Genomic DNA, 18,106 nt, shown 5'->3' with positions numbered 1-18,106 from the left:
GGCATGCAAGCTTTTTTGGGCATTTTCGACATCTATCTGCTGGAGGCCGTGATCAACGGCATCCTGCTCGGCGGCGTGCTGGCACTGCTCGCGCTCGGGCTCAATTTGATCTTTGGCGTCATCGACGTGACCTGGATCTGCTACGCAGAGCTGGTGATGATCGGCATGTACGCCATGTATTTCATCGTGCAGTATTACGGCCTCAGCTACTTCATCGCAGCGCCGTTCACCATTTTGCTCGTCGCGATCCTCGGCGCCGCGCTGCACTACCTCGTGATCGCGCCGCTGCTCACCGCGCCGCCGATCAACCAGCTGCTTGCGACAGGCGGGGTGCTGTTCGTGCTCCAGAGCTTTGCCACCGTCGCCTTCGGCATCGACTTCCGCAATCTCGGCATCCGCCTGCCGGTGCTCGCCTTCGGCGACATGAATTTCAGCTACGCGCGGCTGCTATCCTTTCTGGCCGCGCTGGTCGGCATGGTCGCAGTGTACCTGTTCATGACCCGCACCTTCACCGGCACCGCGATCCGCGCCATCTCCCAGGATCGGCAGATCATGGCGCTGATGGGCGTCGACACGAAGAGAATGTATCTCATCACCTCCGCGCTCGGCGGCGCGCTGGCTGGGCTCGCCGCTTGCCTGCTGGTGCTGCAATATGACGTGCATCCCTTCGTCGGCCTCTCCTTCGGACCGATCACCTTCCTGATCTGCGTGCTCGGGGGGCTCGGCAATTTCATCGGCGGCTTCATCGCCGCCTTTGTGTTCGCCGAGATCATCTCGCTCGGCGGCCTGTTCTCCGACCTCGAATGGGGCTACGTGCTCGCCTTCGCCTTCTTCATCGTCATGATGTTCATCCGGCCCGCGGGCCTGCTTGCGAGGCGCCGATGATGGGGCAGGGCCGGCTTGTGGCGTGGGCAATCGGGCTTGCAGCATTGATCGCGCTGCCCTTCCTCTATCGCGACCCCTATCATCTGCACATTCTGGTGCTGATCCTGATCTGGTCGTTCGCCTACACGTCCTGGTCGATGATGGGACGGTTCGGTCTGGTCTCGCTCGGCCATGGCGGCTTCATGGGGATCGGCGCCTATGTCACCGCGCTGCTCTGGAATCATCTGGGCTGGTCGCCCTGGATCGGCATCCCCATCAGCATGGTTGCGGCGGGTGCGCTGGCGCTAATCGTCGGCTATCCCTGCTTCCGCTTCCGTATCACCGGACATTATTTCGTGCTGGTGACGCTGGCGCTGTCAGGCATCGTGCTTCAGGTCATTACCGCGACGCGCGACTATACCGGCGGCTCGCTCGGCTATACGCCGAATCGCGCCTCCGGCAACAAGCTGCTGGCGCTGCAATTCGACGACAAGACGACCTGGTATCTGATCGCGCTCGGGGTCTGGCTTTTCGGCATCGTGGTCTGGCACTGGGTCGACCGCAGCATGGCCCGCTACGCGCTCGAGGCGATCTCGGAGGACGAGGATGCCGCGGCCGCCGCCGGCGTCGATGTCACCGCGGAGAAGCTGAAGATCACGCTGCTCAGTGCGGTGATGACGGCGCTCGCCGGCGCAATGTACTGCCAGTACCAGATGTTCATCACCCCCGACACCGTCAGCGGCATCGCGGTGTCTCTCCAGATGGTGTTCGCGGCCATCGTCGGCGGCCTGTTCGTCTCGCTCGGCCCGACCTTTGGCGCTGTCATCACCATTCTGCTGGCGGAAACCCTGCGTATCGGCTTCGGCACCAAGGCGGTCGGCTGGGACAACCTCGTCTATGGCGTGCTGCTGGTCCTTTTCATCATATTCCTTCCCAAGGGCATCCTTGGTAGCCTGCTCGACCGATTGAAGCCGCAACGCAAGGTGCCCCGCGCTCATGAGCAAGAAGCCGTCCAAATCGCTCGCCCAGGAACTTGACAGCTACATCACGCCGTTCCGTTACGACGGATCGGGCAAGTTTCACCTCAAGGATTACAAGACCAACGAGAAGGGCGATCTCGACAAGGAGAAGGCGCAGGAGATTCTCGACGCCAACAAGAAGCGGATGATCGAGTTTCAGGAGAAGCTCTACGCCCAGGACCGCTGGTCGGTGCTGATCGTGCTCCAGGCCATGGACGCCGCCGGCAAGGATTCTGCGATCAAGGCGATCTTCGAGGGCATCAATCCGCAGGGCTGCGAGGTCCATGCTTTCAAGGCGCCGAGCACCAAGGAGCTCGATCACGATTTCCTCTGGCGCCACGCGATCGCGCTGCCCGAGCGCGGCCATATCGGCATCTTCAACCGCTCCCATTACGAGGAGTGCCTGGTCACGCGGGTGCACCCGGAGATTCTTGCCAGGCAGAAGCTGCCGCAAGGGCTCGTCACCAAGAACATCTGGAAGGAGCGGTTCGAGGACATCTCCGCTTTCGAGCGCCATCTCAGCCGCAACGGCACGGTGGTTCTGAAATTCTTCCTCAATCTATCCAAGGAGGAGCAGCGCGAGCGCTTCCTTGAGCGGCTCGAGGAACCGGCCAAGCAGTGGAAGTTCTCGATGGACGACATCAAGGAGCGCGCGCTGTGGCCGCGCTACCAGGCGGTCTATCAGGACATCGTCCGGCATACGGCAACGTCGCACGCGCCCTGGTATGTCGTGCCGGCCGACCACAAATGGTTCGCGCGCGTCGTGATCGGCTCGGCGATCGTCGCGGCGCTCGAAAAGCTCGACCTGCGCTTCCCCCGCGCCGACAAGGCCTCGCTTGGCGAATTCGACGAGGTGCGCAAGGCGCTGGAGCGCGAGGGGAAGGGAGGCCGGAAGCCCGCAAAGTGACCGCCCGTGAGACCAGCAACCAGAAGAACGTCAACTTCGCGCTCCAGGGCGGCGGCGCGCACGGCGCCTTCGTCTGGGGCGTGCTGGACCACGTGCTCGAGGACGGCAGGCTCGCCATCGAGGCGATCAGCGCTACAAGCGCGGGCGCGATGAATGCGGTGGTGCTGGCCTCAGGCATGGCCATCGGTGGAGCCGAGGCGGCGCGGCAGAACCTGCATGCGTTCTGGTACGAGGTCTCGCGGATGGATCAGGTCTATGACCTGTTCTCGCCACTCAACCAGTTGATCCAGGCCCTCAAGCTGCCGCCGGAATATCACCCTGTCCATGCTTTCATCCACACGCTGACGCACACGGTGCCGCCGAACCTGCTCAACCCCCTCCACTTCAATCCGCTCCGGTCGTTGCTGCTACGCGTGGTCGATTTCGATCGGCTCAATTCATCGCCGGACGCACCGCAGCTCTTTCTCAACGCAACGAATGTCCGTACCGGCAAGATCAAGGTGTTCCAGACGCCGCTGCTCAGCGCGGAGACCGTGCTCGCCTCGGCCTGTTTGCCGCCATATTTCCAGGCGGTCGAGATCGACGGCGAGCATTATTGGGATGGCGGCTATCTCGGAAATCCCGCGATCTTTCCGCTGATCTATCGAAAAGGTAGCCAAGACGTCATCATCGTGCAGGTGACCGCGATCCGGCGTGACGAACTGCCGGCGAGCGCCGCCGACGTTCTCCATCGCATCAACGAGATCAGCTTCAATTCGTCACTGATGCGTGAGATGCGCGCGATTGCCTTCGCGACCCGGCTGATCGACAATGGCGAGCTCGATCGCAACACGCACAGCCGTATGTTCATGCACTGGATTGGAAACGACCAATTGATGTCGCAGCTCGGAACGGCCACGCAGTTCCATCCCGAATGGAGTCTGTTGTGCCGTCTGCGTGACGAGGGGCGCGAGGCCGCGCGAAGCTGGCTGACGCAAAACTTCGACTTGATCGGCAGCTCGTCGACGGTTGATTTGACTGAAATGTTTCTCTGATTTCGAGGTTGTCGTGTACAAGCCTGCTGTCGTCGTTTCCCTGTTCGCCGCGCTCTCGATCGCCGGTTCCGCGCGCGCCCAGACCTATGGGGGCGATGCGCCGGTCTGCCTGCACGTCTTCGGCGAGTTGGAGGGCGAGCGGATGGACTGCATTTTCTCCTCGTTCGCCCAGTGTCAGGCAAGCGCGCAGGGGCGTCCGGCGACATGTCTGACGAATCCGTATTTCGCGCAGGCGCCGTCGGCGAGGACAGGGCGGCGCGTTCGCTAGCGGCGATCCCTAGGGTGGGCAAAGCAAAGCGTGCCCACCAATCTTCATCCGGCGAGAGGTGGTGAGCACGGCGCAAGAGCGCCTTTGCCCACCCTACGATCTCAGCGCGAGCGAAGCTCGTCGCGTCTGAGCAAGCCGACCCTCAATACCCGCGGCCCCACCAGTAGCAGAAACGCTCGATATTGGCGGGAAGGGCGGTCTCGTAATTCGCCCAGCTCTCGTATTTCGGCAGCTTCACTTCCTTCATCGCGGTGTCGAAGCATTTGCCGGCATCGGCGGCCTTCTTCACCTCCGCGGACAGATCTTCCATGTACGCGATGTCGTCCTCGACGTCCTTCTTGGTGCCAAAGCGCCCTCCGGCATAGGGATGGCCGGGGATCATCCGCTCCCAGTCGAGCGAGGCCAGCTTCTTCAGCGAGGCGATATACTCGACCGGCGAGGCGTTGTCGGGAATGTTGCGGAACTGCACGGACTCGATCGGCGCGAAGTCGACGACGAAGACGATCTTCTCCTTCGGCAGCCGCATCACCAGCGAATTGTCGGAGTGGTTGCGGCCGACATAGTTCAGCTCCAGCGTGGTGCCGCCGAGCGTGATGCTCTTCTTGTCGTCGATCACCTGGTCCGGCATCACGACATCGGCGAGCAGCGAATTCTGCTTCTTCAGCTCGAGCAGGCGCTCCTTGGTCCGCCGGTGCGCAATGAAGGTGGCACCGAGATCCTTGAAGGGCTGGCCGCCGGCGATGTGGTCGTAATGGTGGTGGCTGTAGATGACGTATTTGATCGGCTTGTCGGTGACGGCCTTGATGGCGTCGATATAGGGCTTTGCCGGACGCAAATACGAGATCGGGTCGGTCGCGATCACGCCCTGCGGCGTCACGATGAACATCGACTGATGACCGCCATAGCGGAAGACGTAGACGTTCTCGGTGCCGTCGACCTTCTTGGTCGAGGTCTGCGGCGGGGTCTGCGCGAAGGCTGATCCAGTCAGGAGGGCCGCGACAGCGGCGATGCAAAGTAATGCTTTCATGTCTTGCTTTCTGGAAATGGATGGAATGCGGAAGGCGAATGGACTCTCTGACACAAACGCGGCGGGAGGGAATTTATTCCCTGATCCACTGTGATCAATCTGTCGAGGTGGGAGGGAACACGTCCTCAAATGTGATACCGGCACCATTGATCCTGCTTGACAGTTTTATGTCACGGGAGGAGCATCGTGCTGGTCGCGAATACGCGACGCGTAACGTCCACCTCATGAGCAAGGGGAGGTCTATGACTCCACCTCCGCAGATCCAGCCGCGTTAAGTGCGATGGAGCTCGTTCGGACTATCGCATAGCGGCAGAAACCGCGAACGGCACGCCGGGTCAAGGTTTAGCGGGCTGCATCAGTGAGGCAAAGCCCCTACCTTCCCGGCGCTGTATTTTGCATCACACCGATCATGTCGGATGGCCGTGATGCGGCCGCCGCGATAGGCGCTTTGACATCCTGCTCTCCTCCTCCTCCTCGCCGTCATTCCGGGCCGACTCCCGGAATGACGGACGAGCTTTGCTGTGCGCATCGCACTCGGTTGATGTTCGGCCGCACGGGGCCGACGGTTCCCGTTCCTGCACCGCGGCAAATGCCAAGAGAATGTCGCCGCGTTGGCCAACTTCCGACACAGCGCCGGGGCGAATAGCGTCGATACGACATGACGCAGTGCTTCGGCGGCGACAGTCCCGACTCCGCCGGCGCATGCGCTTTTCCAGGGAATCCTCGTGTCGCACAAGCTTGCCCCGGCGTTCCTCGCCGCTCTCTTCATCGCGATCTCATCTCTTTCCACCGTTCGCGCCGAGCCGCCGGCCGCCAATAGGGCCGCCGCACTGTCGCCGGAGGAAGCCAAGCGGGCGCTGGAGACGCTCCAGGACGACAAAAAACGTGCGAAGATGATCGATACGCTGCGCGTGATCGCGAATGTGCCCGGTCAGCAGCAGCCCGTGCCCGCCGCGCCCGAGCAGAAATCGCCGATCCCGCTCTCGGCCGACGGCCTTGGCGCACAGCTCCTGCTCACGGTGTCGGAAGAGATCGGCGAGATATCGCGCGAGATCGCCGACGTGGCGCGGACGCTGACGCATTTCCCCGCCTTCTATTACTGGATCGTACGGACCGCCAACGATCCCGTCGCCTACAACCTCCTGATCGAGATCGCGTGGAAGCTCGCGCTGGTGCTCGGCTGCGCCATTGCGGCGGAGTGGGTGATCTTCCGCGCGATCCGGCGACCGGTCGCCTTCCTGGAAGGACGCGTACCCCAAACCGCGCGCCTGCCGGCGCAGGTGCTGCCCATCGCCGATCCGCCCTCATCGGTCGCCGATGTCACGCCCGCGCCCGAACTGCACAAGCGCCGCCACAGTCTCGCACGTGTCTGGCAATTGCTGCTGCGGCTGCCCTTCGTGCTCGGGCGTCTCCTGCTCGAGCTGCTTCCCGTGTTCGTTTTCATCGGTGTCGCAACCGCACTGCTCGGCACGGAGATCGGCGATCCAGCAACCGTCCGCCTCGTGATCCTGGCCGTCGTCAATGCCTATGCGTTCTCGCGCGGGCTCATCTGCGTCGTCCGCGCGCTGGCGGGGCCGTTTGGCCTGGTTCCGGTTCGGGCAGAAACCGCGGCCTATATCGAGATCTGGGCGCGGCGCATCGTCGGCGTCGGTGTCTCCGGCATCGCCTTCGCCAATGTGGCGCTGCTGCTCGGCCTGCATCGCGCCGGCTATGCCGCGCTGCTGCGCATGGTGTTGCTGGTCGTGCATCTCTTCGTCGTCGTCATCATCCTGCAATGCCGCCGCCAGGTCGCCGAAGCCATCCGCGCCCCGGCGGAGCGGCAGGGGATCGCGGCGCGCCTGCGCAACCGCATTGCCGGCGGCTGGCACTATCTCGCCATCGCGCTCGACCTTGCGCTGTGGGCGGTGTGGGCGCTCAACATCCGCAATGGCTATTCGCTGCTGCTGCAATATTTCGTCGGCACCGTCGTGGTCGCGCTGATCACGCGCGTCGCCATCATGGTGACGCTGAGCCTGATCGACCGCGGCTTCCGCATCAGGCCGGAGATCCTCCAGCGCTTTCCGGGCCTCGAGATCCGCGCCAACCGCTATCTGCCGTTGCTGCGCAAGATCGTATCCAGCGTGATCGCGTTCATCGGCTTCGTGGCCGTGCTCGAAGTCTGGGGCGTCGACGCCATCGTCTGGTTCTATGGAGGCCAGATCGGCGGCCGGCTGATTTCGGCGGTGGCGACCATCGGCATCGCCGTGCTCATTGCTGCCGCCATCTGGGAAGCCAGCAACGCGCTGCTGGACCGCCAGATCAACACGCTGTCGCGCGACGGGCACTACGCCCGCGCCGCGCGCCTGCGCACCTTCCAGCCGATGCTGCGGACGGCGCTGCTCTGCCTGATCGCCACGGTCGTCGGCCTCACGGCGCTGAGCGAGATCGGCGTCAACGTCGCGCCGCTGCTGGCCGGCGCCGGTATCGTCGGCATCGCCATCGGCTTCGGCTCGCAGAAGCTGGTGCAGGATCTCATCACCGGCCTGTTCCTGCTGCTGGAGAACACGGTCCAGGTCGGCGATAATGTCAGCGTCTCGGGGCTGTCCGGCGTGGTCGAGAACGTCTCGATCCGCACCATTCGTCTGCGCGCCGGCGACGGCGCCGTGCACATCGTGCCGTTCAGCGCGGTGACGACCATCACCAATGCCAGCCGCGGCGCCGGCAATGCATCCGTCAGCGTCAATGTCGCCTACAAGGAAGACACCGACCGCGCCGGCCAGATCCTCAAGGACATCGTCGAGGAGATGCGCCGCGAGCCGGAGTTTCGCGCGGCAATTCGCGGCGACCTCGATCTGTGGGGCATCGACAAGGTCGATGGTGCCATGGTGTCGATCGTCGGCCAGATCCGCTGCACGGAGGCCGGCCGCTGGCCGGTCCAGCGCGAATTCAACCGCCGCATGAAGCTGCGCTTCCAGCAGAACGGCATCGAGGTCGCATCCCCGGTCCAGACTATCCTGATGCAGATCGCGCCGCCGGCTGATGGCGCCACCAATCTGGCCCCGCGGCGGGCGGCTGGTTAGCGCTCGGCATAATTTCCAGCTTGCCTCTGCCCGCCCGGCAGCGTTCACTCCGGCCCCAGCCCGCTGACAACATGCGGGCGATGAAAAAGGGTGGATGGAATGCAGGGGCTGTGGGCCGGACTACGCGGTCATGTGATCGTCATTTGCGCGTTGATCGGATGTGCGGCGTGGACCGTACCGGCGGGCGCCCAGCCGTTCCCGTCGCGCCCCATCACCCTCGTGGTGCCGTTCGCGGCGGGTGGCCCGACCGACACGCTGGCGCGGATCCTGTCCGAGCGGATCGCCGCTCAGCTGCACACGACCGTCGTGGTCGAGAACGTCGCCGGTGCCTCCGGCAGCATTGCGGGCGCCCGCGTCGCGCGCGCGACGCCTGACGGCACGACGATCACCATCGGCCATTGGGGCACGCATGTGCTGAACGGCGCAATCTTCAAGCTGCCCTATGATGTGATCGCCGATTTCGAGCCGGTCGCGACGATCGCGATGGGAACGCAGCTGATCGTTGGCCGGAAGTCGCTCGAGGCCAACAATCTGAAAGAGATGATTGCGTGGCTGAAGGCCAGCCCCGGCAAGGCGACTGCTGGCACGGCTGGTGCCGGCACGGGCGCACACGTCGCGGGCGTCTTCTTCAAGGAGAAGACCGGGACCGATTTCCAGTTCGTGCCTTATCGCGGCGCCGGACCCGCCATGATCGATCTCGTCGCCGGCCAGATCGACATCATGTTCGACCAGGCCTCGAACTCGCTGCCGCAATACAAGAACGGCGCGATCAAGGCGTTCGCGGTGACGTCGCCGACGCGGCTCGCGTCCGCGCCTGATATCCCGACCGTCGACGAGGCGGGCCTGCCCGGTCTCTACATCTCCTACTGGCACGGCATCTGGGCACCGAAGAACACGCCGAAGGAGATCGTCACAAAGCTCAACGCGGCCATCGTCGCGGTGCTTGCCGATCCCGTTGTCAAGCAGCGTTTCGCCGAATTGGGGCAGGAGATTCCGCCTGCCGACCAGCAATCGCCTTCGGCGCTCGGCGCATTCCAGAAGGCGGAGACCGAGAAATGGTGGCCGATCGTGAAGGCCGCCGACATCAAGCCCGAGTAGTTCTGCTGCGTTGACCTCTTCTCGCGCGCAAATGCCGGCTTTTCACGAAATCTCGCTGCGGTGCGAGATCACAATCGAGCCTTGAGTCTCTACGTCCTTGATCTCAGGTGAGCGCTGGCCGACAATGTTTGCCCTTCAATAAGAAACTCCCTGGGGGATTTCGTGAATAGACCTGCTCGGGTCAGCGCCCAATCGACATCATCCGACCCCGCTCACGGCATGACGCTGCTGCGCGATCCCTTGCTCAACAAGGGCACCGCCTTCACGGAAGCGGAGCGCGATGCGCTCGGCCTGCGCGGCCTGCTGCCGCCCTGCGTGCTGACGATGGAGACCCAGGTCGAGCGCGTGCTGACCAATCTGCGCACGCTGCCGACGGATCTGGAGAAATACGTCGCGCTGAATGCGCTGCATGACCGCAACGAGGCGCTGTTCTTCCGCGTCGTCGTCGACAATATCGACGAGATTCAGCCGATCATCTACACCCCGACGGTCGGGCTCGCCTGCCAGAAATACGGTCTGATCTTCCAGCGGCCGCGCGGCATGTTCATCTCATCGCGCGATCGCGGCCAGATCGCGGAGATCCTGAAGAACTGGCCCTATCCGGCCAAGCTGATCGTCGTGACCGATGGCGAACGCATCCTTGGGCTGGGCGATCTCGGCGCCAACGGCATGGGCATCCCGGTCGGAAAGCTCTCGCTCTATTCCGCCTGCGCCGGCGTGCATCCCGAGCATTGCCTGCCGATCGTGCTCGACGTCGGAACCAACAACGAAGAGCTCTTGAATGATCCCTATTATCTGGGCCTGCGCGAGCGGCGGCTGACCGGCGAGGCCTATGACAGCTTCGTCGACGAGTTCATGCAGGCTGCGCGAAAGACGTTTCCGGGCGTGCTGATCCAGTTTGAGGATTTCGCCAATCACTCGGCGTTCAAGCTGCTGCACAAATATCGGGACGAGGCCTGCGTCTTCAACGACGACATCCAGGGCACCGCGGCCGTGGCGCTCGCCGGCCTGTTCTCCGCGCTGCGCGTCAATGGCGGCAAGCTCAGGGATCAGCGTATCCTGTTCCTCGGTGCGGGCGAGGCGGCAACCGGCATCGCCGATCTCGTCGTCTCCGCCATGATGGCGGAGGGGATTTCCGAGGCGGAAGCTCTCCGGCGCAACTGGCTGGTGGATTCCCGCGGCCTCGTCGTCGGCGGCCGTGATGGCCTCTCTGGCCACAAGCTGCGCTATGCCCATGCCGGCCAAGCGCCGATCGCCGATTTCCTCACCGCGATCAAGACGCTGAAGCCGACGGCGATCATCGGTGTCGCCGCGGTCGGGGGCGCCTTCACGCCCGAGGTGCTCAAGGCGATGGCCGCGCTCAACGAGCAGCCCATCGTGTTCGCGCTCTCCAACCCGACCTCGAAGGCCGAATGCTCGGCCGAGGATGCCTACCGCTATACCGAGGGCCGCGCACTGTTCGCCTGCGGCAGTCCCTATGATCCGGTGACGCTCAACGGCCGCACCTTCGCGCCGCGCCAGGGCAACAACTCCTATATCTTCCCCGGCGTCGGCCTCGGCGTCATCGCCAGCCGTTCGCGCCTGGTGACGGACGAGATGTTCATGGCGGCCGCCCATACGCTCGCCGATTGCGTCGGCAAGGAGGACCTCGCGCAGGGCAGCCTCTATCCGGCGCTGCCCCGCATCCGTGAGGTCTCGGCCCGCATCGCCGTTGCGGTGGCAGACGTCGCCTACCAGCGCGGTCTCGCCGACGGCCCCGCTCCCAACGACGTGAAGGGCCTGGTCCAGTCCCAGATGTACGAGCCGCAGTATTGAGGCTCACAACTTCAGCCGAACGTGTGGGGGCAGCCCCTCACCCCAACCCTCTCCCCGTAAGAACGGGGCGAGGGAGCGCGAGAGTGGTGCGTCCCTGACGTCGGATGGTCAGCCAGATCGTTCGCGGTGACGCTTCTTAACCTCTCCCCGCTTTTTCAGCGGGGAGAGGTCGGATCGCGCTAGCGATCCGGGTGAGGGGCAAGGCACGCTGCTGGCCAAAATCGAAAGTTTATCCGTCTCGTCAGGCCGGCCCACGACGCCATTTCAGGTGGAATCGCCGTTGCGCGGCGCGGCCGCATATGCGACGATCTGTAGCGTTACAAGAAAACTCAATCCGCAAGGTCAGATGCCATGGACGATCGTTTGCCCGAACTGGGCGACCTCGAGCACGAGGTTATGCAATTGGTTTGGGCCCATGGTCCCGTTACGGCCGAAGTCGTGCGCGAGCGGCTGTCGCGGCGTCTAAAGGAATCCACGGTCCGCACGGTGCTGCGCCGGCTGGAAGAAAAGGGCTATGCTCGGCACACCGTGGACGGACGCACCTATGTCTACCACGCTGCGGAAGAGCGCGCGCGGGTCGCGGCCAAGGCGGTGCAGCGTATCGTCGACTGGTTCTGCAACGGCTCGATGGAGGAAGTCCTCGTCGGCATGGTGGACAATGCGATGCTCGACCAGCAGCAGCTGCGTACACTGGCCGACCAGGTGGCCAAGGCGAAGAAGGCGAGGGGAGTGAAGAAAGAATGATCGCAACTCTGGCTGAGGCGGCGCTACGCTCCTTCGTGCTGGGAGGCGTCGTCTGGTTCGGTCTCAACCTGTTTCGCGTGCGCAATCCGCACGTCCACATGACGGCGTGGGTCGTCGTGCTGCTGGCATCGCTGGCGATGCCCTTCGTGATGCATTGGCCGACGCTGACGATCACCCGGATGCCTCTGCCGGTATCCGTGCCGGATGATTTCCTGCCGGCCGACATCTCGATGCTGGAGGCCCCGCAACCGGCGCTGCCAATTCCGCCGGGCGCGGCTGTCGTGGCGCCGGCAAAAGCTGCTGTATCGATCAATTGGTGGCTGGTCGCCACCATCGTCTATGCCGGCGTCGCCGGCGCGTTGCTGCTGCGGCTGGCCATCGGTCTCTGCCTGACCTGGCGTCTGGCACGCGCGGCAAGGCCGATGAGCGGCCCGCAGCTGATCGACGCCGACGTGCGCGTCAGCCGCGAGGTCGGCGGTCCCGTCACGTTCGGCTCGACCATTCTGGTGCCGCCGCAGTTCTCCGGCTGGGATGCGAAGAAGCGCCTCGCGGTGCTTGCGCATGAGGGCGCGCACGTCGCCAATCGCGATTTCTATGTCCTGCTGCTCGCCTCGCTCAACCGTGCAGTGTTCTGGTTCAGTCCGTTCTCGTGGTGGCAGCTCGCGCGCCTTGCCGAGCTCGCCGAGATCATCAGCGACGCCGAGGCGATCGAAGTCATCGACGACCGGTGGTCTTATGCCGAAATCCTGCTCGATGTCGCGACCAGCGTAAATCCGCGGCCGGTGGAGCTCGCGATGGCGCGGGTATCGACCGTACGCGCCCGCGTCGAGCGCATCATCGCGGCCGCCGCCATGCCCGTCGCGGTCGGCTGGCGCAAGCGGCTGTGGATCGCGGCCGCGATCATTCCGGCTGTGATCGTGTCCGCCGGCATGATCGCCTATCGCACCCCGGACCCCGCGCCCGTCGCTGCGGATACCGGCGAGGTGCCGGCCCAGCATTACCGCCCCTTCGTCAATTTCTACGCCATGGGTCCTGCCTCGGTGTTCGCCATCTTCCGCGAGGGCGACGACCTCTACGGCCAGCTCACCGGACAGCGCAGGCTGCGCCTGACGGTTGGCAGTGACGGCACCGCGGCCTACGCGGCCTCGTCCGGCGAGATCACGTTCCCGCTCGATGCGGAGCGCCGCTCCTCCGAGCTGACGCTGCGCATGAACGGCCGCGATATCCGCGCGGTTCGCGTCGCCGAGACGCCGACGGCGGCCGTCGCCCCCGCGTCGCTCGATCAATATGTCGGCTGGTACAGGATCGCGCCGAACCGCGTGCTCACGCTGCGGCGTGACGGCGATCGTCTCTGGTTGCGTGAGACGGGACAGGGCGCAACGCAGGTCCTCGCCGAGGGCGCTGACGCCTTCTCCTTCCGCGGCGACCATCTCTTGATCTTCCTGCGCGACGAGCAGTCGAAGGTCGCACGCGTGCTGGTCCAGAGCGCGATGTTCGGCGCGCGCCTCGCGCCTCGCGTCGATGCAGCGGTGGCCCAGGCGGTCGAGGCGGACTTCACGCGCCGCCTTGCCGAAGTTCCTGACAGGTTCAGGGAGCAGGTCCCGGTCGCGGGCGGCAAGGAGATGATCTTGCGCGGGATCGAAGACCTGCGCGCCGGCACGCCGAACTACGATCGCATGAGCGCGCCGCTTGCGGCCAAGGTCCACCGGCAGCTCAATGAAATGCGCGAGGCGTTCCAGGCGCTAGGCGTGGTGGAATCGCTCTTCTTCCGCGGCGTCGGCCCTGGCGGCTATGACATCTATGGCGCGAAGTTCGAGAACGGCACGGCAGAATTCCGCTTGATGATCGAGCCCGACGGCAAGGCCGGCGACGTCATCTTCCGGCCCGACGGCAATGACGAGCTCGGCGGTATCGTGCCTTGCTCGGAGGAAGCGCGCGTGCGCGGCCACGCCGGCACTTCGCCGATCAGGATCATGGTCTATAACGAGATGGGCGACGACATCCAGGTCTTCAATCTCGACGCCGATGGCAATCGCAGGATGCAGAGCACCGTCAGGCCCAACGTGTCCTGGGCGTCCACGACCACCGTGAACAACCCCTGGGTGATTGCCGACAAGTCCGGGCGGTGCCTCGAGGTCCTCGTGCCGGGGCGGCAGACCCGCTTCCACAATGTCGAAGCGTCGAACATCGGCGCGCGGCCGGGGCGCGCAGCGCGCCGCGCCGTTCCGGTCGCCAATGGCGAGGAGATGCTGCGCCGCTATATCGAAGGCGTCGGCAAGGGCCAGCCGGACTACGAGCGCATGACGTCGGAGGTGGCCGACATCACGCGTCAGCAGCTTCCGTTCGACCAGGCGATCCTGGCGCGGCTCGGCGCATTGCGCGCGGTTTCGTTCCGTGGCGTCACCGCGCTCGACAGCGACATCTATGTCGCCCAGTTCGCCAACGGCTCGGCGGAATGGCGCATCGGCGTCAGGAACGGCACGATCACGAAGATCGCGCTCGGACCCAATTTCTAGCGGTTCACATCTGCCGCAGGAGTGCCTGCTCAGATTTGTTGTGCTTCTGCTTCTGCGGAGACTGCGGAGTGAGACTCGTCGCATCGATGTGGGCGATTCCCGTTGTGCTTTGCCTGTCGGGGACGGCGTTCGCCGATGACCTCGCGACGCCGGGCGATGCGAAAAGCCTGGGGTTCTCGGCCGCGCGTCTGGCGCGGATCGCGCCGTGGTATCAGGCGCGCTTCGATTCTTTCTCGCCGTCGGACGGCCTTCTCCCCGGTGCCGTCGTCGCCATCGCGAAGGGCGGCAAGCTCGCCTATTTGCAAGCCATCGGATTTCAGGACCGCGCCAAGACCGTCCCGATGAAGACGAATTCCATCTTCTGGATCGCCTCGATGTCCAAGCCGGTGGCCAGTGTCGCCGCCATGATTCTGGTGGATGAGGGCAAGCTCGACCTCGACGCGCCCGTCTCGCAATATCTGCCGGAGCTTGCGAACATGCGGGTCGCTTTCCAGAAGGCGGACCCGGCGACAGGCGAAATGGAGTACGGGCTCGGTCTGCCAAAACCAGCAAAACGTGCGATGACGGTTCGCGATCTGTTGCGCCATACGTCTGGCCTGATCTATCCGGAGCTCGATTTTGCCTACCCGGAACGGGGCCTTGCCGACGCAAGCGCCGACTTCGGGATCCGGACGATCCATGGGCTCTACGGCTTGAGGGCCGTGCGGAGACGCGACACGACGTTGGCGGAATTCGTGTCGAGCCTGGCCCGCCTGCCGCTCGCGCACGAGCCCGGCGAGGTCCATGAATATGGCTGGAGCGCCGAAGTGCTGAGCCGGGTCGTTGAAGTGGCGTCCGGTCAGCCCTTCGATCAGTTCCTGGAGAGCCGCATCTTTGGTCCGCTGCATATGGTCGACACCGGCTTCTTTGTGCCGAAGGAGAAGCTCGATCGGCTGGTCGATTCTCCCATGCCGGAACGGCCGCCGATCTGGGATGTCACGACGCCGCCAAAGTTGTTTTCCGGCGACGGCGGACTCGTATCGACCGCGCCCGACTATCTCCGCTTTTGCCAGATGCTGCTCAATGGCGGCGAGCTCGATGGCGTGCGCGTGCTCAGCCAGCATGCGGTGAAGCAGATGACGACGAACGCACTGCCATCGGGTGTCACCATCTTCGGAGGTGACGAGGTTGGCGCCCGCGCGGGAACAACCTTCGGGCTTGGCTTCGCCATCCGCACCGATCCGGTCCAAAGCTGGATACCGGGAGCGGTCGGAAGCTTTTCCTGGGCTGGACATTGGAGCACGTATTTCTGGATCGATCCGGCCGAGCAATTGATCGGCGTACAGATGGTCCAGGCGACGCCCGGCAGCAAAGGGCGCCAGGCGGTGCTGTATTCGGGGATCAATCACCTCGTCTATGGCGCATTGACGATTCCCGAGTCGTCCGCCGTCCCGCCGGTTGCGCCGGTGACCCTGAGCCCGGAAGCGCTCGCCGATTATGCCGGGAGCTATGACTTCGGCGCCACGGTGAGCTCGCGTGACAGGCAGGGCCTGGCCGATGGCAAGACCGGATGGCTTGGAATCGGGAATTTCGTCGCCATGGAGCAGGAGGGGCTCAGGATCAACAAGCCGAACCCTGGCAGCAGCCCCGCAGCCAAGGCCGGTGTGACGGCGGGCGACCTCATCACTGAAATTGACGGCGCGTCGCTCAGAGGCCTCGCGCTCGCCGATGTCCTGGCCAAGCTGCGAGGGCCAGCCAACACGACGGTCAAGATGAAGCTCGTCCACAAAGGGCAAGACGGCGTGAACGACCTCAGTGTCGTGAGAGCCGACCGCCGTGTCAATTCGGTCCGGCTTCAGGTTCGCGTCGCGGAAGGCAAGCTCGTCGCGGAAGCGACGGGGGTCTGGCCGGTCCTCGAATTCGAGAAGGGCAAGGCGACCCCGTTCGTGGCGACATCAAGCAACGAATTCACCGCAGCCGACGAAGATCGTACCCGGATCGCTTTCGTCAGGGACGCCGCGGGCAAAGTCTCTGGGCTCATCTTGAATCCTGGGCCTTGGGAGCAGCACGCGGCGAAGATCGCGCTCGGGCCGAATTTCTAGGCCTCTCACGCGCGTCCGCCGGGCAGCGGATGCGCGCTTGTTCTACCGAGATAGTGCAGCGGCGTTTTCAATCCCGGCTTGCGCAAGCCGATCTCTAGTGTTACGGTCTGTAGCATTACGGTTCGTAGTCCGCACGCGGCAACATCGCGCTGCCGTCGGGTGGCTCGGAGAATTGGGCGTTCGCCATGAGCAATTCTGCAAAGGCTGAAGCGGTGCTGGCGCTTCATCGGTTCGGGATGGGGCCGCGACCGGGATCACTTGCGGCTGTCGGGACCGACCCGCGCGGCGCGTTGATCGCAGAGCTCGATCGGCCGCTCGGATTGAGCGCCGCCGCCAGCCTTCCCACCAGTGCGAAGGCCTATCGCACAGTGGCCGATGCCAATGCACGGCGAGCCGCGCGCGCCAAGCAGGCGCAGCAACAGGCCAAGAAGCAGCAGGTGGCTGCGGTGCCAACTGCTCCGGGTGACCAGGCTCAGGCTCAGGCTCAGGCGCAGACCGAGGGGCAAGCGCCAGCACAGGGCCAGGAGAAGGATGCTGCCGAGATGGCGGCCAAGCAGGCGGCCGATGCCGTTCCCGATCCCGGCCGTCCGATCTACTTGCAGGAAGCCAAGCTGCGCACCGAAGCCGCGCTCGCCACCGACATCGGCTTTGCCGAGCGGCTGGTGTGGTTCTGGTCCAATCATTTCTGCATCTCGGCCTACAAGATCCAGAGCATGTCGGGTGCTTACGAGCGCGAGGCCGTTCGTGCCAATGCGCTCGGCCACTTCGTCGATCTTCTGTTGGCGGTCGAAGGTCACCCGGCGATGCTGTTCTATCTCGATAATCTCGGCTCGATGGGCGCGAACTCGATCGCCGGCATCAACCGCAGCCGCGGCCTCAACGAAAACATTGCGCGTGAGATCATGGAATTGCACACGCTGGGTGTGCGGACCGGCTACACCCAGGACGACGTGATCAGCTTCGCCAATGTGTTGACGGGATGGACGCTTGTTCCTCCTGGAGACAATCCGGAGCACGGCGGCGAATTCACCTTCAACCCGCGGCTCCACGAGCCCGGCGGGCAGACGGTGCTCGGCAAGCGTTACGAGCAGGAGGATGCCGAGCAGGGCCGCGCCGTGCTGCGCGACCTTGCTGCACATCCGGCGACCGCGACCCATGTCGCAACCAAGCTCGCACGGCATTTCGTGGCCGACGAGCCGCCTCCGCCACTCGTCGAACAAATGGCGAAGACGTTCCGCGACACCGAGGGCGATCTCAAGCAGGTCGCGATCACGATGGTCTCGTCGGACGACGCGTGGCGCGGGTCGCCGTCAAAACTGAAGCGTCCGAGCGAATGGGGCGTTGGCATGGTGCGCGCGACGGGGATTACGGTCGTCGACCCCACGCGTTTCACGGCGGGCCAGGAGCTGCTCGGCGAAGGGCTGTGGCGGCCGTCGGCGCCCAAGGGCTATCCGGATGACGAGGCAAGCTGGATCGACGGCATTGGCCGGCGGCTCGACATCGCCAACAATTTTGCCGAGCGCGTGGCGGCCACTGCTGATCCGCAGGGGATCATCGAGGACGTCTTCGCATCGCAGATCGCGTCCGAGGTGAAGCAGGCGGTCGGCCGCGCCGAGAGCCGGCAGCAGGCGCTGGCGTTGTTGTTCATGTCGGCGGATTTTCAGAGGAGGTGAG

Annotated in this window: 13 protein-coding genes; 12 read left to right on the top strand and 1 reads right to left on the bottom strand. The window is 64.3% G+C overall.

Annotated features, from left to right (window positions below; all coding sequences use genetic code 11):
* Positions 1-3: 3 nt before the first annotated feature.
* From AC0L3X_RS31490 to AC0L3X_RS31470, 5 genes are read left to right on the top strand one after another with little or no spacing between them, the layout of a single operon-like run.
* The gene (locus tag AC0L3X_RS31490) at positions 4-885 is read left to right on the top strand and encodes a branched-chain amino acid ABC transporter permease (RefSeq protein WP_063981643.1); all 882 of its coding nucleotides are present in this window, start codon (positions 4-6) and stop codon (positions 883-885) included.
* A complete protein-coding gene (locus AC0L3X_RS31485; RefSeq protein WP_063981644.1) occupies positions 882-1,901 on the top strand; it encodes a branched-chain amino acid ABC transporter permease in 1,020 nt (339 codons plus the stop codon). Before AC0L3X_RS31490 ends, AC0L3X_RS31485 begins: the two co-directional genes overlap by 4 nt.
* Entirely contained in the window at positions 1,861-2,790 is a 930-nt protein-coding gene (locus AC0L3X_RS31480) for a polyphosphate kinase 2 family protein (protein ID WP_063981645.1), read from the top strand. The genes AC0L3X_RS31485 and AC0L3X_RS31480 overlap by 41 nt, the downstream gene beginning before the upstream one ends.
* A complete protein-coding gene (locus AC0L3X_RS31475; protein WP_063981646.1) occupies positions 2,787-3,824 on the top strand; it encodes a patatin-like phospholipase family protein in 1,038 nt (345 codons plus the stop codon). Before AC0L3X_RS31480 ends, AC0L3X_RS31475 begins: the two co-directional genes overlap by 4 nt.
* A 13-nt stretch (positions 3,825-3,837) precedes the next feature.
* Positions 3,838-4,092 carry a DUF3551 domain-containing protein gene (locus tag AC0L3X_RS31470; protein WP_063981647.1) on the top strand — a complete coding sequence of 85 codons (255 nt, stop codon included), beginning with the start codon at positions 3,838-3,840 and terminating at the stop codon, positions 4,090-4,092.
* Positions 4,093-4,234: 142 nt separating this feature from the next.
* Here the strand turns inward: AC0L3X_RS31470 and AC0L3X_RS31465 are convergent, their stop codons facing one another.
* Positions 4,235-5,119 (bottom strand): MBL fold metallo-hydrolase, encoded by an 885-nt coding sequence (locus tag AC0L3X_RS31465; RefSeq protein ID WP_473317098.1) that lies wholly within the window; start codon positions 5,117-5,119, stop codon positions 4,235-4,237.
* 725 nt (positions 5,120-5,844) lie between these two features.
* Between AC0L3X_RS31465 and AC0L3X_RS31460 the strand changes: the two genes are divergently transcribed.
* From AC0L3X_RS31460 to AC0L3X_RS31430, 7 genes are all read left to right on the top strand, one after another.
* Positions 5,845-8,178, top strand: a complete 2,334-nt coding sequence (locus AC0L3X_RS31460) for a mechanosensitive ion channel domain-containing protein (protein WP_063981649.1) — start codon at positions 5,845-5,847, stop codon at positions 8,176-8,178.
* Positions 8,179-8,277: 99 nt separating this feature from the next.
* Positions 8,278-9,276, top strand: coding sequence for a tripartite tricarboxylate transporter substrate-binding protein (locus AC0L3X_RS31455; protein ID WP_354102693.1), 999 nt, complete (start codon positions 8,278-8,280; stop codon positions 9,274-9,276).
* Positions 9,277-9,438: 162 nt separating this feature from the next.
* Positions 9,439-11,091 (top strand): NAD-dependent malic enzyme, encoded by a 1,653-nt coding sequence (locus AC0L3X_RS31450; RefSeq protein ID WP_473317097.1) that lies wholly within the window; start codon positions 9,439-9,441, stop codon positions 11,089-11,091.
* A gap of 351 nt (positions 11,092-11,442) precedes the next feature.
* Positions 11,443-11,835, top strand: a complete 393-nt coding sequence (locus tag AC0L3X_RS31445) for a BlaI/MecI/CopY family transcriptional regulator (RefSeq protein WP_014493096.1) — start codon at positions 11,443-11,445, stop codon at positions 11,833-11,835.
* Positions 11,832-14,351 carry a M56 family metallopeptidase gene (locus AC0L3X_RS31440; RefSeq protein WP_354102695.1) on the top strand — a complete coding sequence of 840 codons (2,520 nt, stop codon included), beginning with the start codon at positions 11,832-11,834 and terminating at the stop codon, positions 14,349-14,351. Before AC0L3X_RS31445 ends, AC0L3X_RS31440 begins: the two co-directional genes overlap by 4 nt.
* Before the next feature lie 68 nt (positions 14,352-14,419).
* Positions 14,420-16,432, top strand: a complete 2,013-nt coding sequence (locus AC0L3X_RS31435) for a serine hydrolase (RefSeq protein ID WP_354102696.1) — start codon at positions 14,420-14,422, stop codon at positions 16,430-16,432.
* 185 nt (positions 16,433-16,617) lie between these two features.
* A complete protein-coding gene (locus AC0L3X_RS31430; protein WP_354102697.1) occupies positions 16,618-18,105 on the top strand; it encodes a DUF1800 domain-containing protein in 1,488 nt (495 codons plus the stop codon).
* Position 18,106 lies beyond the last annotated feature (1 nt).

The sequence above is a fragment of the Bradyrhizobium sp. MI1.7 genome (assembly GCF_055811795.1).
The sequence above is the reverse complement of the archived record's forward strand: the minus strand, read 5'-3'. Positions and strand labels throughout refer to the sequence as shown.